The organism is Phocaeicola barnesiae DSM 18169 = JCM 13652, assembly GCF_000374585.1.
In the GTDB taxonomy this organism is placed as follows: Bacteria; Bacteroidota; Bacteroidia; order Bacteroidales; family Bacteroidaceae; genus Phocaeicola; species Phocaeicola barnesiae.
In genome coordinates, this window is the sequence record NZ_KB894645.1 from 178,877 (window position 1) to 195,164 (window position 16,288).

Sequence of the window (16,288 nt, forward strand, 5' to 3'; positions counted from 1 at the left end):
CAAAATCTCCCTGTTCATCCGAAATTACTTGGATGAACAGGATTTATTCATTACCTTCAAAAAAACATTGAGTTGAATTTTCAAAATCATGTAACTTATGAAAAAGATATTATTTATTTGCCTGATGGCCTTCCACGTTTTATCCAGTTATTCACAAACCCGTATCATTGCCCACCGCGGCTTCTGGAACTGCGACGGGTCTGCACAGAACTCCATTACAGCCTTGAAGAAAGCCAGCCAGATACCTGTATACGGATCTGAATTCGATGTTCTGATGACTTCCGACGGTACATTGGTAGTCAATCATGATGACGTCATCGGCTCGGACACCATCAATCTTACACCTTATGCCCGCATCAAAGAAACGAAATTGAACAATGGCGAGACACTCCCTCTCCTTTCGGATTACCTGCAAGCCGGAAAGCAACTTCCAGAAACACAGTTAATCCTCGAAATCAAGCCTCATCTGACCAAGGAACTGGAGGACCGTGCTGTAGCAGCCATTGTAAAGATGGTAAATGAAATGGGACTGGAAAAACAGGTAGAATACATTTCATTCAGTATGAATATCTGTGAACAACTGGTCAAACTGTCTCCGACATCAGAAATAGCCTATTTAAAGAGTGACATTGCCCCATCCGTTATCCGGGAAAAAGGACTGACAGGAATCGACTATTACTACAAAGTTTTCGACAAACATCCGGAATGGGTAGAGGAAGCTCACAAAGTGGGTCTGAAAGTCAATGTCTGGACAGTAAATGAAACGCCGGACCTACAGAAAATGCTCGATTTGAAAGTGGACTTCATTACCACCGACCACCCGGTAGAAGCCAAGGAACTAGCCAGTAAATAAGCCGATTGAGGGATTCACATCTTTTTCATCGGATAGAAACAACAGCGTAATACAGGACGGATACTTTTGCAATGAACAATTAAAGGTAAGGAGAACACTATGAAGAAGATTTTTTTAGGATTTCTAACAGCATTGTCCATCTGCACATCTATCCACGCAGAAAACGTAAGTAGCAACGAAACGACAGAGAATGAACATTCTACTGTAAAAGTGTTGGTAATAGGTCTGCATGACAACGTAAGTTCCAATTATTTCCCGGAGAGCATGATTACGGAAGAAACCGGCATACCGGAAGAAAGTATAGACAGTACCTACAACCAGATCATCACCAAAAACATCATCGAAACCAATAAAGATAAACACATCGTCTTTATTGATTCCAAAGGACTGGACGGTATCGGAAACATGATCAACGACATCACACTGACCGGAAACAACGAAGAACAGTATGCCGACCTAAGCCATATTGAAAGCAAGGATTATCATAACCTGCTGGACAATGCGCATGCCGATTACCTGTTGATACTTAACCAGCATTACCTGAAATGGCAAGAAAAGCCTTTGCGTACATTATTCCACTTCGTAAGCTACTCGTTATTTGACAAAAGCCAGCAGGAAATTACCAAAGGAAACAGCTACTTTACTTGCATGAATCTGGAAAAAGCCGACAAACTAATGAAAGCCAGCAAAAAGAGCTCATCTAAAATAGCCCTTAGCATTACCAAAAACATTGACAAGTAAAAGAAACCGTCAAATCATTACAGCCCGTACAAACAGTACATAAACTGTCTGTACGGGCTGGATTGTTTTTGTCTGTCACAACCTTCGGAAGTACCCTATTTTCTGGAACTTATACGTAAATCTGCATCATAGCACCGTTCCGTCGGCAGCCACCTTGACCTTGACTTCGCGTTCGCCCCGTTCCAATTCTATCAGGTAATAAGACGCTGAAGGAGTCTCCACAAAATCGGCGTCATCCAAGCGGTAATCCGGATATTGTGCCAACGCTGCATTCTTCACTACCTCAGGAACCTCAACCAAACGGATGTCCCAGGAAGTCATCACCCAGTTTCCGTCCAGGTCGAATATCACTTCCTTACCACGGCCTTCGTGTACGATATCCACTTCATAACCGTTCATTTCACGGTCTAATTCAATGATACGGGCACCCGGATAACGCTCATCCAGAAACGCCTGGAAATCATCTACGGTAACTGACGGCAGATAGTCGGAACCACCCTGGTTACCTCCACCTGTACCGGTTTCATCCTTCACCAAGATACCATCAGCAGTATAGAATAAATCCACTTCCTGATCAAACTGTTCCACCTCGATGACATACACCACTTCCCTATCCGGACGTTCCACCCTATCTACGTCTTCAATTTCCCAGGTAGCATATCCACCGTTTCTGAAAGCTGTCTGCACCGCATCCGGCAAATCCATGAATCGGAGTTCGGTCTCAGTAAGCTGCCAGGTTCCATCGGGAGTAAACCAGGCAGACTTCTCCCAGCCGTCTTCATAAAAATCGGCTACATAATAACCGCCTTCAGCCTCCCATTCTACCCGCGTAGCCTGCGGATGCTTATCGGCCAGCGAACGGGTCAGTTCAGCCGGAACAGTCACCCAATCGTCGTCGTCATCGTTATCACAACTCTGCAGCGTCCACGCGGACACTCCCATCACCAACATCGCTAAAAAAACCTTCAGTTTCATAGTCCTTATTTTTTATTTGTTAAATTCCCCTCACGGAAAGTACCTTTCCAGAACACTCCAACCGGCACATCTCCTAAGTTCGAGGTAAAGATAAAAGGCAAATCTGAAAAGAATTGGGAAAAATTCCGGAAAAGCCTTATCTTTGCCACATTATTTATCAGACATGTAAAGAATAATCAATATGGACAAGAAATTTAAGCGAACAACCGTCACTTCAGCGCTGCCATACGCCAACGGCCCCGTCCACATCGGTCACCTGGCAGGCGTGTATGTCCCGGCTGACATTTATGTGCGTTACCTGCGTCTGAAGAAAGAAGAAGTCCTGTTCATCGGAGGTTCCGACGAACACGGTGTACCTATCACCATCCGTGCCAAGAAAGAAGGCATTACTCCTCAGGATGTAGTAGACCGTTACCACACCCTGATTAAAGACTCATTCAAGGAATTCGGTATCTCTTTCGACGTTTACGGACGTACTACCTCGGAAGTACATCACAAGACAGCTTCCGACTTCTTCCGCAAGTTGTACGACAAAGGCGAATTCATCGAAAAGACTTCCATGCAGTATTACGATGAAGAAGCACACACATTCCTGGCCGACCGCTACATCACCGGTGAATGCCCACGCTGCCATGCCGAAGGCGCCTACGGAGACCAGTGCGAGAAATGTGGAAGCACACTCTCACCAACCGAACTGATTAATCCGAAGAGTGCCATCAGCGGAAGCAAACCGGTCATGAAAGAAACCAAGCACTGGTACCTGCCTCTCGACAAGCATGAAGGTTGGTTGCGTAAATGGATTCTGGAAGACCACAAGGAATGGCGCCCGAACGTATATGGGCAGTGCAAGAGCTGGTTGGATATGGGTCTGCAGCCACGCGCCGTAAGCCGTGACCTGGACTGGGGTATCCCCGTACCAGTAGAAGGAGCCGACGGCAAAGTACTGTATGTATGGTTCGACGCTCCTATCGGATATATCTCAAACACCAAGGAACTGTTGCCGGATTCTTGGGAAAAATGGTGGAAAGACCCTGAAACCCGTCTGGTACACTTCATCGGAAAAGACAACATCGTATTCCATTGCATCGTATTCCCGGCTATGCTGAAAGCGGAAGGAAGCTATATCCTGCCGGACAATGTACCGAGCAACGAATTCCTGAACCTGGAAGGCGACAAGATTTCCACTTCACGCAACTGGGCCGTATGGTTGCACGAATACCTGCAGGATTTCCCGGGCAAACAGGATGTACTTCGTTACGTACTGACCGCCAATGCCCCGGAAACCAAAGACAACGATTTCACCTGGAAAGACTTCCAGGCACGCAACAACAACGAACTGGTAGCCGTTTACGGTAACTTCGTGAACCGTGCCCTGGTACTGACCCACAAATATTTCGACGGAAAGGTTCCTGCCTGCGGCGAACTGACTGATTATGACGAGGAGACTCTGAAGGAATTTGCCGATGTCAAGGCCGAAGTGGAAAAATTGCTGGATGTATTCAAATTCCGTGACGCCCAGAAGGAAGCCATGAACCTGGCACGTATCGGAAACAAATACCTGGCCGACACCGAACCATGGAAACTGGCAAAGACCGACATGGACCGCGTAGCCACTATCCTGAATATTGCCCTGCAACTGGTAGCCAACCTGGCCATCGCCTTCGAACCGTTCCTGCCGTTCAGTTCAGACAAATTGCGCCACATGCTGAACATGGAATCTTTCGAATGGGAACAGCTGGGACGTACAGACCTGCTGGAAGCCGGACATCCGTTGAACAAGGCCGAACTGCTGTTCGAAAAGATAGAAGACAGCGTCATCGAAGCTCAGGTACAGAAACTGCTGGATACCAAGAAAGCCAACGAAGCGGCCAATTACAAGGCCAACCCTATCAAACCGGTCATCTCGTTCGAGGACTTCGAAAAGCTGGATATCCGTGTAGGAACCGTATTGGAATGTGAAAATGTTCCGAAGATGAAGAAACTGCTGAAGTTCAAGATTGCCGACGGGCTGGAGAACCGCACCATCGTGAGCGGTATTGCCCAGCACTACAAACCGGAAGAACTGGTAGGCAAACAGGTACTGTTCATCGCCAACCTGGCACCGCGTCAGTTCAAGAACGGTCTGGTAAGCGAAGGAATGATTCTGAGTGCCGAGAACTTCGACGGTTCATTGGCTGTTACTTCCCTGCTGCGTGAAGTCAAACCAGGTAGCGAAGTGAAGTAATTCTCTATACAGACATACATTCATCCACAGAGACGCAAAGGCACAGACAACTCCGGTCCGTCCGGATGCCGGCCTCTGTGTCTCTGTGTTTTATTCCCGATTCTATGGCAGAGCAATCATTGAAAGACAAGACCGCAAAAGGACTCTTATGGGGCGGAATCAGCAACGGAGTACAGCAACTGCTGAATCTGGCATTCGGCATTTTCCTGGCCCGCATCCTGACACCGGCCGATTACGGTATGGTGGGCATGCTGGCCATCTTCACCGCCATTGCCGGGACACTCCAGGACAGTGGCTTTACCAGCGCCCTGGCCAATAAGAAAGAAGTTACTCATCGCGACTACAACGCGGTCTTCTGGTTCAGTTTCCTGACCGGAATCACCCTTTACATTATCCTGTTTTTCAGTGCCCCACTCATTGCTGCCTACTACCGGCAACCAGACCTGGTACCACTGGCACGGTTCACATTTCTAGGATTTGTCATTTCCAGCAGCGCAACAGCCCACAGTGCTTATCTGTTCCGCAATCTGATGGTAAAACAAAAGGCCATCGCTCAGATTCCGGCACTGGTCATATCGGGAACAACAGGTATCCTTATGGCATACAACGGCATGTCTTACTGGGGTATCGCTACCCAAAGTCTGGTATACATAGCAATCATCAATCTCTGCTTCTGGTATTTCTCACCGTGGCGGCCTACTTTCCACCTGGATTTCCGCCCGTTGAAAGAGATGTTCGGATTCAGTAGCAAAGTCCTGTTGACCAATATCTTCATACAGACCAACAACAATATCTTTTCTGCTATCATCGGACGACTCTTCCTGCCTAAGGATGTAGGGTTCTACACCCAAGCCAACAAGTGGAACACGATGGGCGCTTCCTTGATAAGCGGTACCATCAACAGTGTAGCACAGCCTGTTCTGGCACAGATTACAGATAACGCCAACCGGCAACAGGCGGTTTTCCGCAAAATGCTACGCTTCACTTCTTACCTGGCTTTCCCAGCCATGTTCGGACTGGCCCTCATTGCCCCAGAATTCATTCATCTGGCTATCAAAGACAAATGGATGCCTTGTGTACCTATTCTACAGACTCTCTGCATCTGGGGGGCTTTCCTGCCTATCACCACTCTTTGTTCCAACCTGGTCATCAGTCAGGGAAAATCGAACATCTACATGTGGAATACCATCGCCATCGGAGTCCTGCAAGTATTGGCTGTACTCCTCATCCACCGCTTAGGTATCTATTACATGATTCTGATGTATACCTGTATCAATATAGGCTGGCTGTTTATTTGGTACTACTTTGTACATCGGGAAATAGGACTCCGCTTTCTGGATGCAATAAAAGACATCGCACCGTTTGCTGGAACTTCCCTCATTGCTATGGGAGTCAGCTTTATGGTAACACGCTACATCACATCGGAATGGCTCCTGATGATAGGCAAAATCTTGATAGCCGCCTCGGTTTACCTTGCCATTCTATGGGTTTCCCGTTCCCGAATTCAACAGGAAATGCTACAATATCTGTTTAAGAAAAAATAAACTATGCCTATGGTCAGTGTCATCATCCCTCTATATAACGGTGCAGCCTACATCGAACGAAGTATACACTCCGTACTGAACCAGACTTTCCAGGAGTTCGAAATAGTAGTAGTAGACGATGGGTCAACAGACGACGGGCCTCAACGGGTAACAGCGTTCCACCTTCCGCACATCCGCCTCATCCGACAAGCAAACGGTGGAGTGTCAGCGGCACGAAATACCGGTATCCGAGAAGCCCGATACGGACTGATTGCCTTTCTGGATGCTGATGACGAATGGATGCCCGACCATCTGGACACTATCATCCGGCTGTATCATACTTTTCCTCGGTGTGGTGTATTCGGAACCTCCTATTATTTTCTACGAAAGGGTGAAAAACCACGGCTTCCCATCATACCCGAAAAGTTCCACTTCACGGGAGAAGATGGTATACTCGACAACTATTACGAACTGGCATCGGGAACAGATTTTCCGATGCAGACCAGTGCGTATGCCGTCAGAAAAGAAATCATCCAATCCATCGGGGGCTTTCCGGTAGGTATTCCGTCTGGTGAAGATATTCTGACACTGGCCCGCCTACAAGCCGTATGTGAATTTGCTTATTGCCGGAAACCTACCTCCATTTATTATCTGACAACCGGTAGCAACAAAAGCCACCGTCCCATTCTGAAGGACGATCCACTGGACAACATGTTTAATGAGATCTACCGGAAAGCAAGCCAGAAACCGGGAATCCGGCTGTTTTTGTCCTCCTGGCACAAACGCCGCATGTCGGGAGCCATCCTGGCCCACAAATATGGATTGGGAATGCGGGAATTCTGGAAAGCTTTTTGTATCTTGCCCTTCCAAAAGAAACTATATACCTCGCTGCTGGTAACCCTGTTTGCCAGCATGACAGGAATGAGCCTGTACGAAATCAATAAACGCCTGAAACAACCGGGCAGCAAAGAAACGGATTAAACCATAGAATGACATGAAACAACCGGTCGACTATATCACCACCTGGTTCTACAAGGAATCAAAGGATGAAGCCAGCTTCTACCCTCAGCTGGGACAAAAAGGAAGTTCCTCACTTGTACACTCCATCTATATGCAGATACAGGTTCCTTTCTTTGTGACCTTCAAGCATTACAATCCGGATGCCCGATGTATCTTCTTTACAAACCTGACCCTAGAAGATTTACCCGATTATCTTATCCGGTTATTCCGGAAATTGAACGTCGAGACGGTGACTCTTCCTTACAGTTGCAAACCACCCAAGGGCTGGTATACGGCTTGGCAGAACCAGTTTTACCTGTATGATATCCTGAAATACATGGGGAACCGGATGGGAGAAGAAGATACCTTGTTGGTAAGCGATGCCGACTGCCTGTGCCATACTTCCCTGACTCCACTCTTCGAGGAGGTCCGGAAAAACGGAAGTGCCCTATATGAATTCATAACCGACAGGAAACACATCATCAACGGTATCACCTTACCTCAAATGGAAGAACTATACCGAAACTGCTACGGCAAGACAGAAACAAGCCCGATAACCTATTACGGGGGAGAGTTCGTAGCCTTCCGGAAAGACATAATCGACCGGCTTAATACGGCCTTTCCAGAATTATGGGCTTTCAACCTCAAGTATGGTCAACAACATCCGTTCAAGCTGAACGAAGAAGCCCATCTGCTGAGTCTGCTGGCCGAACACCTGAACATCCGGAATGCAATCGCCAACCGATACGTAAAACGTATGTGGACCACCCCACATTTCAATAATGTACAACCGAATGACGAAAATTTTCCCGTATGGCACTTACCCTATGAAAAGAAACGGGGACTTTATCAACTCTATAAGTTGATAGGAAAAGACAGCGACATAACGAACGAAAACGTATTCTGGCAGAAAGCAGGCAGCTACACCGGCATTCCCTGCATCAACCTGAAGAAACGAATCAGAGACAGACTGACTACCCTGTGGATGAAACTTAAATAAATGCTACCGTACATACAACCATCATGATGAAAATACTGACTATTATTGTCTCCTATAACTTTGAACCTTGGATAGACCGGTGTCTAGGAAGTTTGAAAGCATCCTTACAGCCAACAGATACGCTTGTCATCGACAACGGTTCGAGTGACCGGACCGTGGAAATCCTCCGGAAAAACTATCCCGAAATACGGCTGATAGCAAACCATGCCAATCTGGGGTTCGGTAAAGCAAACAACATTGGCATGCAGATAGCCTTGAAAGAGGATTACGATGCCGTATTCCTACTCAACCAGGATGCGTGGATAGACCCTAAGACCTTAGGCAGCCTGGCCCAAGAATCCCTCAGACATCCGGATTACGCCATCCTTTCTCCTGTCCATCTGAACGGTAACGGAACAGAACTGGAAAAAGGGTTCGCCTCGTATGTACAGGTAAGCAGCCGGAACAACCTGCCTGCAGAAAACAGACTCACGGAATGTCCTTTCATCAATGCAGCCTTCTGGTTTATCCCTACCGGAATTCTGAAGAAGACAGGAGGCTTTTCCTCCTTGTTCTATCATTATGGCGAAGACAAAGACTATGCCAATCGCATACATTTCCATGGCTACCGGATAGGTTATCTGCCTACTGTCTTCGGGTGTCACGACCGTGAATTCCGGAAAGTATCGCTGGAAGGATTCTTACGGGCCGAACGTGTATACCTGCTCTCGGAATATGCCAATATTAATTATGGCTTCATACAGGCATTCGCCTACGGTGTACTGGCAGGAATAAAGAAGTTGGTAATAGCCTTGCTGAAAGGGAACTGGACACACGCCAAAGGATATGCAGGTATTGTGTCCGGATTACTCTGCCAGACTCCTGCTATCTGCCGTATCCGTAAACAAACCAAGCAGTCTTATCCTAATTTTCTGATGTCATGACTTACGCCCCTATCCTCCTGTTTGTCTACAACCGACCGGAACATACCCACCGGTTGATTACCTCACTGCTAGCCAACCGCGAAGCAGCCGAAAGCCCGTTGATTATTTATGCTGACCAGGCACGAAATGAAACAGACCGTCTCCATGTGGAGGAAGTGAGAACATACCTCCGCTCCTTGAAAGGATTCGGGAACATTACCCTAGTAGAACGCACCGAGAATTGGGGATTAGCACGGAACATCATTGACGGAGTAACCACCCAACTGGCCCGATACGGACGGGTTATCGTCCTGGAAGACGACCTGGTAGTTTCTCCCTATTTCCTGCAATTCATGAATGAAGCCCTCGAAACCTACAAAGACGAGGAACGAGTGGGACATATCCAGGCCTGCGATTTCACACAAGACCCTTCACTACCCGATACATTCCTCATCAAATGGACCGGTAGCTGGGGATGGGCCACCTGGGAACATGCCTGGAAACATTTCAACCCGAACGGACAGGAACTGTTGGAAGAACTGGAACGTAGGAAACTGACCCGCACCTTCGATTTTGACGGAAACTATCCGTTCACCCGGATGCTCCGCCGACAGATAGCCGGTCTCAACAATTCATGGGCTATCCGCTGGAACGCCAGCCTTTTCCTGGCCGATATCCTCTCGCTGAATGTCGGAAAATCATTGGTACAGAATACCGGATTCGACGGTAGCGGAACCAACTGCGGAGGAGGTAACCTGTACGGTTCTACCCTATGGAGCCAACCGCTTCCGGTAGTTCCCATCCATCCCGTTACTGAAAACAAAGAAGCCCGAGAGGCTTTTGCCCGCTACTATCACCGGACCAACTGTTTCTGGGCAAAAGCTATCCGACGCATCAAACGTACATTACGAGGTGATTTTGGAGCTTAAACAGATACTTTTTCACAGGAAACGTACAAATCTCAAAGAATTCGCTGTCCTGCGTTCAAGAAAAAAATCTACCTTTGCAAAAATTTAGAAAGCATGAGAGTAGTTATCATCAATACATCCGAACGGATTGGAGGGGCCGCCATCGCTGCCAGCCGTCTGGCAGAAGCGCTGAAGAACAGTGGCATCAAAGTCAAGATGCTAGTGCGCGACAAACAGACGGATCATGTGGGGGTAGTGGCACTGAAGAAATCATGGCGAAAAATCTGGCAGTTTGTCTGGGAACGGCTGATTATCTGGAAAACCAATCAGTTCAAAAGAGAAAACCTCTTTGCCGTAGACATCGCCAATACCGGTACCGATGTAACTTCTCTGCCGGAATTCCGTCAGGCAGATGTCATCCACCTGCACTGGATTAACCAAGGCATGCTTTCTCTGAAGGATATCCGGAAAATCGTAGAGTCAGGCAAACCCATCGTCTGGACCATGCACGACATGTGGCCCATTACCGGTATCTGTCATCATGCTGAATCCTGTACCCGATATACCGAACAGTGCCATACCTGTCCGTTGCTCCACAAAGGTCATAAGAATGACCTTTCCTACCGGGTATTCAACAAGAAAAAAGACATCTACCGAGATGCTAACCTGACATTTATCGCCTGTAGCCGTTGGCTGGAAGGATTGGCACAACAAAGCGTACTGACGCAAGGACATCCGGTAACAAACATACCCAACCCTCTCAACACAAATCTGTTCCGGCCATTGAATAAGATACAGGCACGACAGAAACTCTCCTTGCCGACTGACAAGAAGCTGTTACTGTTCAGTTCCATGAAGACCACCGATAAACGGAAGGGAATCAGCTACCTGGTTGAGGCATGCCGGTTACTTCAGAAACATCATCCGGATTTTGTCGGCCAACTGGGAGTCGTAGTGGTAGGAAAGTCTTCCCAACAGAACGAATCACTTTTCCCGTTCCCGGTATATTGTCTGGATTATGTGAAACAAGAAAAGGAATTGGCAGAAATCTATAATGCTACCGACCTGTTTGTTACTCCGTCACTGATGGAGAACCTGCCTAATACCATCATGGAAGCCATGTCATGTGGCATTCCCTGTGTCGGCTTCAATATCGGAGGAATACCACAGATGATTGATCACCTGCACAACGGCTATGTAGCCCAATATAAGTCGGCAGAAGACCTGGCCAACGGCATCTACTGGTCGCTGAATGAAAACAATTACGGAAGTCTGTGCGAACAGGCACGACGAAAGGCTGAAAGTACCTATTCCGAACAGATTGTTGCCATGAAATACATCCAAATCTATAACCAGATAACCGGAAAAAATGCATAACTTACATCACTTGCACCCCAAATTCTCCATCATTACCGTTACGTACAATGCCGGTAAAGTATTGGAAGATACAATCCAGAGTGTCATTACACAGACCTATAAAAACATGGAGTACATTCTGGTAGACGGAGGTTCGACTGACAATACCCTCAGTATCATCAACCAGTACCGGAGTATGATTCAGCAGGTAATCAGTGAACCGGACCGAGGCTTGTATGATGCCATGAACAAGGGTATCAAGATGGCTACAGGAGACTATATCTGCTTTCTGAATGCCGGAGACGCATTTCACGAAGATGATACCTTGCAACAGATGGTACACTCGTTGACGGAGAATGCATTACCGGATGTATTGTATGGTGAGACAGCCATTGTAGACGAAGAAGGGCATTTTCTGCGTATGCGTCGGCTTTCAGCACCGGAACACCTGACCTGGAAAAGTTTCCAGCACGGGATGCTGGTCTGCCATCAGGCTTTCTTCGCCCGCCGGGACCGGGTAGAACCTTATGACCTCCGTTACCGTTTTTCGGCCGATTTCGACTGGTGCATCCGCATCATGAAAAAAAGTAAAGTTTTACACAATACACATCTGACTCTGATAGACTACTTGAACGAAGGCATGACCACACGCAATCATAAGGCTTCGTTGAAAGAACGCTTCCGCATCATGTGTAAACATTACGGATATCTCACAACCATCAGTCACCACATCGGATTCGTAGCACGACTGCTTTATAAGAAATAATCGGAAGGCCAACAAAAACATGCAAGCATCCAAAAATGTTGTGAGCATCTTCCGAAGAAAATTTCCACCTAAACAACCGATGGTACACAACATAATAACACTGAAAAAACCTTTATTCGTCATGAATAATCGCAAGAAAAATCGTACCTTTGCACACAAATTATAGGTATAGTATGCAAGATATTAGAAACATTGCCATTATTGCCCACGTAGACCACGGTAAAACCACCCTCGTGGACAAGATGATGCTGGCGGGACACCTGTTCCGTAATGACCAGACTAACGGTGAACTGGTATTGGATAACAATGACCTGGAACGTGAAAGAGGTATAACTATCCTTTCGAAAAACGTTTCCATCAATTACAACGGTACAAAAATCAATATTATCGATACTCCGGGACACGCCGATTTCGGTGGTGAAGTGGAACGTGTGTTGAACATGGCCGACGGCTGTATCCTGTTGGTAGACGCCTTCGAAGGCCCGATGCCACAGACACGCTTCGTACTGCAGAAAGCACTTCAGATTGGATTGAAACCCATTGTCGTAGTGAACAAGGTAGACAAGCCGAACTGCCGTCCGGAAGAAGTATACGAAATGGTATTCGACCTGATGTTCAGCCTGAACGCTACCGAAGACCAGCTGGATTTCCCGGTATTGTACGGTTCTGCCAAGAACAACTGGATGGGTGAAGACTGGAAGACACCTACCGGAACCATCACTCCGCTGCTGGATGCCATCGTAAAATACATCCCTGCACCGAAACAGCTGGAAGGAACACCGCAGATGCTGATTACCTCACTGGACTACTCATCCTATACCGGCCGTATCGCCGTAGGACGTGTACATCGCGGTACACTTACCGAAGGTATGAACATCACGCTGGCCAAGCGTGACGGAACCATGGTGAAATCTAAAATCAAGGAAGTACATACGTTCGAAGGATTGGGCCGTAAGAAAGTAGAATCGGTTTCATCGGGTGATATCTGCGCCATCATCGGTATAGAAGGTTTCGAAATCGGTGATACTATCTGTGATTTCGAAAATCCGGAACCACTGCCACCTATCGCTATCGACGAACCGACCATGAGCATGCTGTTCACCATCAACGATTCTCCATTCTTCGGTAAGGAAGGTAAATACGTTACTTCACGTCACATTCAGGACCGTCTGATGAAAGAGTTGGACAAGAACCTGGCACTGCGTGTCCGCAAGACCGAAAACGAAGATGGAAAATGGATTGTATCCGGTCGTGGTGTATTGCACCTGTCTGTCCTGATTGAAACCATGCGTCGCGAAGGCTACGAACTTCAGGTAGGCCAGCCGCAGGTTATCTTCAAGGAAATCGACGGTGTGAAATGTGAACCGATTGAGGAACTGACCATCAGCGTACCCGAAGAATTTGCCAGCAAGATGATTGATATGGTAACCCGCCGTAAAGGTGAAATGGTTTCGATGGAAACACAAGGTGACCGTGTAAACATCGAATTCGATATGCCGTCACGCGGTATCATCGGTCTGCGTACCAATGTACTGACAGCCTCACAGGGAGAAGCCATCATGGCTCACCGTTTCAAGGAATACCAGCCTTACAAAGGAGATATCCCCCGTCGTACCAACGGCTCCATGATTGCCATGGAAAGCGGAACAGCTTTTGCATACGCCATCGACAAGTTGCAGGACCGTGGAAAATTCTTCATCTATCCGCAGGACGAAGTCTATGCCGGACAGGTGGTAGGTGAACACGTTCATGAAAACGACCTGGTCATCAATGTCACCAAGTCTAAGAAACTGACCAACATGCGTGCTTCCGGTTCGGACGAAAAGGCCCGTATCATTCCACCGGTTATCTTCTCACTGGAAGAAGCTTTGGAATACATCAAGGAAGACGAATACGTAGAAGTGACTCCGAAGAGCATGCGTATGCGTAAAGTCATTCTGGATGAGACCGAGCGTAAACGTGCCAACAAGAACTAATTCATTCTTTATACAAAAGAAAACCGGACTTTCAGAGGTTCTCGCCTCGTGAAAGTCCGGTTCTTTTTTTATATATCAGTTTGAATCATTCCCTATAAACCAGCTCATTGTTGTTCATCCGCTGCATGTATTGCTGGATGATTGATTTCAGTTGGATTTCCATCTCTTTCCGCACTTCCTGCGGCATGCTGTCTTTCACATCGTCCTTCATCAACACATCGGTACGGAAACGATAGGCATGAATCACCTGCTCGCCATCGAACTGGATAAGGTAATCGCCTTTTACCAGTTGATAGATACCGCTACCACTGATATAGTTGACGGCAAACTTATCTTCTTTCGGCGTGTGTAGAATATCCTGTCCGAAACCGATATAAGGGCGGTCATATCCAAGTATCCCCAATACAGTAGGCATGATGTCTATCTGCTCGACCACCGTTTCCGTATCTTTGCCCTGCAATTCAGGCATACCGGGAGCGTAAAATAGAATCGGTACAGTAAAGGCTCCTAAATCAGTGACATATTCCGGATGCTCGTTCATACTGGCATGGTCGGCAGTAATTACAAACAGCGTATTGTTGTACCAAGGCTGCTTGGAGGCTGTTGCAAAGAAATGGTGGAGAGCGTTATCCGTATAACCGATACATTCGTGTATCGGATGCGTTCCCTTAGGAAATACATTCTTATAGCGTTCGGGCAGAGCATACGGATTGTGTGAAGTCGCTGTAAAGACAGAAGTCACAAAAGGCTGTTTGAATTCAGTCATACGGTCACAGAAGAATTGCAGAAATTCTTCATCCCAGATGGCCCATGTCCCGTCAAAATCGTCATCTCCGTGATATTTGGGGTCTTCATTGTATTCCGTACGTCCCCAATAACTGTCAAACCCAACAGAATTGGCGAAAGCCTGGAAACCCATCGAGCCGTTCATCGCTCCATGGAAAAAGGCTGAATAATACCCTTTATGCTTCAACTCCCGTGCCAGACTCGATACATTGTTCAACGAAGCCGGAGTCAGGAAAAACGGTTCCACAAAACTGGGAATAGACGACAAGACAGAAGGCATCCCATCGATACTCTTACGCCCGTTACTATATGAATATTGGAAAGTAAGACCTTTGGTCAACAGCGAATCGAGAAAAGGAGTATATCCTTTGTAAGTCCCATTGTCCAGATGGGTATTGAAACTACCTACAAACTCCTTACTGAAACTTTCTACAATCAACACCACGACATTCATCGGGCGGAACTGGATAGAATCGGCAGGCGTGTGCAACGGAGAATAAACCCTTACAGCTTCTTCCTCGGATAGGTATTGAGGTACAATAAAAGCCTTCTTACCCAACGTACGGAACAAAGAGAAAGGTGTATTCAGTACCAGGCAGGCATCCACCGGCCGGTCGGCATACTGATTGGCATTGCTGATGGTAATCGGACGGGTAGCGGCTGTCATTCCACCCCGCATCCCGAATACGACAAACGGAGCCACCACCAACAGAGATACCGTCTGGACAACATAATAGCTCCATTTCGGTCCGTGTAAAGGAAGCGGACGAGGAGAACGGAACAGTTTATAGAGCAGGATACCCAAAGCTACCGCCAGAACCACAAGATACCAGTTCACGGCAAACTCCTTCAGGAAAATGGAAGTCATGTTTCCACCGGCTTCATGACTGAACTCCTGAAAAACAGACATCGTTGTACGCCGCCCGGAGAAACGGAAATAAACACAATCCACTAAATTGGAAATCAAGAAGAACGTATTGACTGCAACAAATACCCAACGGACTACCCGATAAAAGGCACTACGCTCTTTCCAGTGAAAAGGAAACAGGAACAACACGATAAACAACGCATTACTGTACAGAATGGCAGTCGTATCGAAAATAGTACCTGCCGCAAACAGACGGAACATATATCCCCACTCGAACTGGTCACCGAATATAGCCCAGTTAGTCAACAGGAAGGTTAATCGACAAATGAAATAGCACACATACACAAGCAGCAGGTTCCACGCCAACGAACCTACATTCGAAAACAATGTTCGTTTTACCATCATAATAAC

General features: G+C 47.1%; 13 protein-coding genes. 11 read left to right on the forward strand and 2 right to left on the reverse strand.

Translation table 11 applies throughout. The features are described from left to right. Nucleotides 1-97: 97 nt before the first annotated feature. Nucleotides 98-853 carry a glycerophosphodiester phosphodiesterase family protein gene (locus C510_RS0104690; RefSeq protein WP_022339200.1) on the forward strand — a complete coding sequence of 252 codons (756 nt, stop codon included), beginning with the start codon at nucleotides 98-100 and terminating at the stop codon, nucleotides 851-853. 99 nt (nucleotides 854-952) lie between these two features. Further along, nucleotides 953-1,594, forward strand: a complete 642-nt coding sequence (locus tag C510_RS0104695; RefSeq protein WP_025892224.1) for a hypothetical protein — start codon at nucleotides 953-955, stop codon at nucleotides 1,592-1,594. A 126-nt stretch (nucleotides 1,595-1,720) separates the two neighbouring features. Here the strand turns inward: C510_RS0104695 and C510_RS0104700 are convergent, their stop codons facing one another. Beyond that, nucleotides 1,721-2,569, reverse strand: coding sequence for a PepSY-like domain-containing protein (locus C510_RS0104700; protein ID WP_018710179.1), 849 nt, complete (start codon nucleotides 2,567-2,569; stop codon nucleotides 1,721-1,723). 181 nt (nucleotides 2,570-2,750) lie between these two features. On the opposite strand from C510_RS0104700, the gene metG reads away from it, so the two are divergent. The 9 genes from metG (at nucleotide 2,751) to typA (ending at nucleotide 14,223) form a co-directional block, all read left to right on the forward strand. Next, entirely contained in the window at nucleotides 2,751-4,793 is a 2,043-nt protein-coding gene (metG, locus tag C510_RS0104705) for a methionine--tRNA ligase (protein WP_018710180.1), read from the forward strand. A 104-nt stretch (nucleotides 4,794-4,897) separates the two neighbouring features. Then, nucleotides 4,898-6,337, forward strand: coding sequence for a lipopolysaccharide biosynthesis protein (locus C510_RS0104710; protein WP_026320101.1), 1,440 nt, complete (start codon nucleotides 4,898-4,900; stop codon nucleotides 6,335-6,337). A 3-nt stretch (nucleotides 6,338-6,340) separates the two neighbouring features. Then, complete coding sequence (locus C510_RS0104715) at nucleotides 6,341-7,297, forward strand: glycosyltransferase family 2 protein (RefSeq protein WP_018710182.1); 957 nt, start codon at nucleotides 6,341-6,343, stop codon at nucleotides 7,295-7,297. A gap of 13 nt (nucleotides 7,298-7,310) precedes the next feature. After that, entirely contained in the window at nucleotides 7,311-8,315 is a 1,005-nt protein-coding gene (locus C510_RS0104720) for a hypothetical protein (RefSeq protein WP_018710183.1), read from the forward strand. Nucleotides 8,316-8,338: 23 nt separating this feature from the next. After that, entirely contained in the window at nucleotides 8,339-9,238 is a 900-nt protein-coding gene (locus tag C510_RS0104725; RefSeq protein ID WP_018710184.1) for a glycosyltransferase family 2 protein, read from the forward strand. Continuing rightward, on the forward strand, nucleotides 9,235-10,146 hold the full coding sequence (locus C510_RS0104730; RefSeq protein ID WP_018710185.1) for a glycosyltransferase family 2 protein: 912 nt from the start codon (nucleotides 9,235-9,237) through the stop codon (nucleotides 10,144-10,146). Before C510_RS0104725 ends, C510_RS0104730 begins: the two co-directional genes overlap by 4 nt. A 93-nt stretch (nucleotides 10,147-10,239) precedes the next feature. After that, nucleotides 10,240-11,502, forward strand: coding sequence for a glycosyltransferase family 4 protein (locus C510_RS0104735; protein ID WP_018710186.1), 1,263 nt, complete (start codon nucleotides 10,240-10,242; stop codon nucleotides 11,500-11,502). Further along, nucleotides 11,495-12,247, forward strand: coding sequence for a glycosyltransferase family 2 protein (locus C510_RS0104740; protein ID WP_026320103.1), 753 nt, complete (start codon nucleotides 11,495-11,497; stop codon nucleotides 12,245-12,247). Before C510_RS0104735 ends, C510_RS0104740 begins: the two co-directional genes overlap by 8 nt. A gap of 173 nt (nucleotides 12,248-12,420) precedes the next feature. Then, the gene (typA, locus tag C510_RS0104745) at nucleotides 12,421-14,223 is read left to right on the forward strand and encodes a translational GTPase TypA (RefSeq protein WP_018710188.1); all 1,803 of its coding nucleotides are present in this window, start codon (nucleotides 12,421-12,423) and stop codon (nucleotides 14,221-14,223) included. Nucleotides 14,224-14,308: 85 nt separating this feature from the next. On the opposite strand, the gene C510_RS0104750 is transcribed toward typA, so the two are convergent. Beyond that, nucleotides 14,309-16,282 (reverse strand): LTA synthase family protein, encoded by a 1,974-nt coding sequence (locus C510_RS0104750; RefSeq protein WP_018710189.1) that lies wholly within the window; start codon nucleotides 16,280-16,282, stop codon nucleotides 14,309-14,311. Between the last annotated feature and the right edge of the window lie 6 nt (nucleotides 16,283-16,288).

Bases quoted from the DNA above. Each gene is read 5' to 3' on its own strand.
- C510_RS0104690 (WP_022339200.1), top strand. From the start codon at position 98: ATGAAAAAGATATTATTTATTTGCCTGATGGCCTTCCACGTTTTATCC.
- C510_RS0104695 (WP_025892224.1), top strand. From the start codon at position 953: ATGAAGAAGATTTTTTTAGGATTTCTAACAGCATTGTCCATCTGCACA.
- C510_RS0104700 (WP_018710179.1), bottom strand. From the start codon at position 2,569: ATGAAACTGAAGGTTTTTTTAGCGATGTTGGTGATGGGAGTGTCCGCG.
- metG (WP_018710180.1), top strand. From the start codon at position 2,751: ATGGACAAGAAATTTAAGCGAACAACCGTCACTTCAGCGCTGCCATAC.
- C510_RS0104710 (WP_026320101.1), top strand. From the start codon at position 4,898: ATGGCAGAGCAATCATTGAAAGACAAGACCGCAAAAGGACTCTTATGG.
- C510_RS0104715 (WP_018710182.1), top strand. From the start codon at position 6,341: ATGCCTATGGTCAGTGTCATCATCCCTCTATATAACGGTGCAGCCTAC.
- C510_RS0104720 (WP_018710183.1), top strand. From the start codon at position 7,311: ATGAAACAACCGGTCGACTATATCACCACCTGGTTCTACAAGGAATCA.
- C510_RS0104725 (WP_018710184.1), top strand. From the start codon at position 8,339: ATGATGAAAATACTGACTATTATTGTCTCCTATAACTTTGAACCTTGG.
- C510_RS0104730 (WP_018710185.1), top strand. From the start codon at position 9,235: ATGACTTACGCCCCTATCCTCCTGTTTGTCTACAACCGACCGGAACAT.
- C510_RS0104735 (WP_018710186.1), top strand. From the start codon at position 10,240: ATGAGAGTAGTTATCATCAATACATCCGAACGGATTGGAGGGGCCGCC.
- C510_RS0104740 (WP_026320103.1), top strand. From the start codon at position 11,495: ATGCATAACTTACATCACTTGCACCCCAAATTCTCCATCATTACCGTT.
- typA (WP_018710188.1), top strand. From the start codon at position 12,421: ATGCAAGATATTAGAAACATTGCCATTATTGCCCACGTAGACCACGGT.
- C510_RS0104750 (WP_018710189.1), bottom strand. From the start codon at position 16,282: ATGATGGTAAAACGAACATTGTTTTCGAATGTAGGTTCGTTGGCGTGG.